The 1,088-nt window shown below is 69.9% G+C and carries 1 protein-coding gene; it reads left to right on the forward strand.

Going from position 1 to position 1,088, the window contains the following annotated elements; genetic code table 11:
* Positions 1-1,088: LLM class flavin-dependent oxidoreductase (locus LWC35_RS38790; protein WP_232875583.1), on the forward strand; the 1,088-nt coding region annotated here is incomplete at both ends.

Genomic DNA, 1,088 nt, shown 5'->3' on the forward strand with positions numbered 1-1,088 from the left:
CATGGCACTGAAGTTCTGGGTGACGACGCCCTTCTTCTACTCGGACATGGACCGCCCGTGGGGCGAGCTGCTGCAGGACATGCTGACGATCGTGGACACGGCCGAGCGGCTGGGCTTCGAGGGCGTCGCGATCAACGAGAACGTGTTCCAGAACTACGTCGCGAATCCCAGTGCCCTGGCGTTCGCCGCACTCGCGGCGGCCCGCACCACGCGGCTGCGGATCCTGCCGGGCGTGGTGGTGCTCCCCAGCTACAACCCGCTGCTGATCGCCTCGGAGATGGCGATGCTGGACCACCTGGCCCCGGGCCGGGTGGGGATCGGCGTGGCCCGGGGTGGCGGCCGCTACCAGCTGGACCGGATCGGGGTGGACCCAGCGCAGAGCCGGGAGATCTACGAGGAGGCGCTGGAGATCATCCGGCGGGTGTGGGTCGAGGACGACGTGACCTACGAGGGCCGCTACTTCTCCTTCCCGCGCACCACGCTCGTGCCCAAGCCCGCCTCGCAGCCCGGCCCCGACCTGTGGGTCGCCTCGCAGAGCGTCGACGGCGTGCGGAAGGTGGCCGCGGAGGGGCACAACCTGCTCACCGCGCCCAACTGGGGCAACTTCGAGCCGCACGGGGACCTCGAGGCGCTGCTCGAGGCGTTCAACGCCACGGCCGCCCAGAGCGGCGCGCCGCGCGGCGAAGTCATGGTCTACCGGCACACCTGGCTGGGCCGGACCGAGGCCGACGCGCTCGAGTTCTTCGACGACATGGTCAGCGAGTACAACCACTACCTCGCGCTCACCCAGACCGTCAGCCAGGGCACCCGTGAGGACCGCCTCAAGGCGCGCGGCACGGGCGAGAAGGTCGACTTCGTCGAGGCCGGCCGCGTCCGGCCTGCGAACGAGTCGCCCTCCTCGGAGAACCTGTGGGAGAAGTACTCCGACCCGGTCCTCACCACCGCGGACAAGATGATCGAGCGGTTCAAGCAGATGGAGGCGATGGGCGTCGACCACCTCGCCTGCCTCATCGCCTGGGGCCAGCCCATCGAGGCCGTCGTCGCGCAGATGGAGCTGATGGCCGAGCAGGTCCTGCCCGCCTTCGCCG

It is taken from the genome of Pseudonocardia kujensis (genome assembly GCF_021283305.1).
GTDB classification, from domain to species: Bacteria; Actinomycetota; Actinomycetes; order Mycobacteriales; family Pseudonocardiaceae; genus Pseudonocardia; species Pseudonocardia kujensis.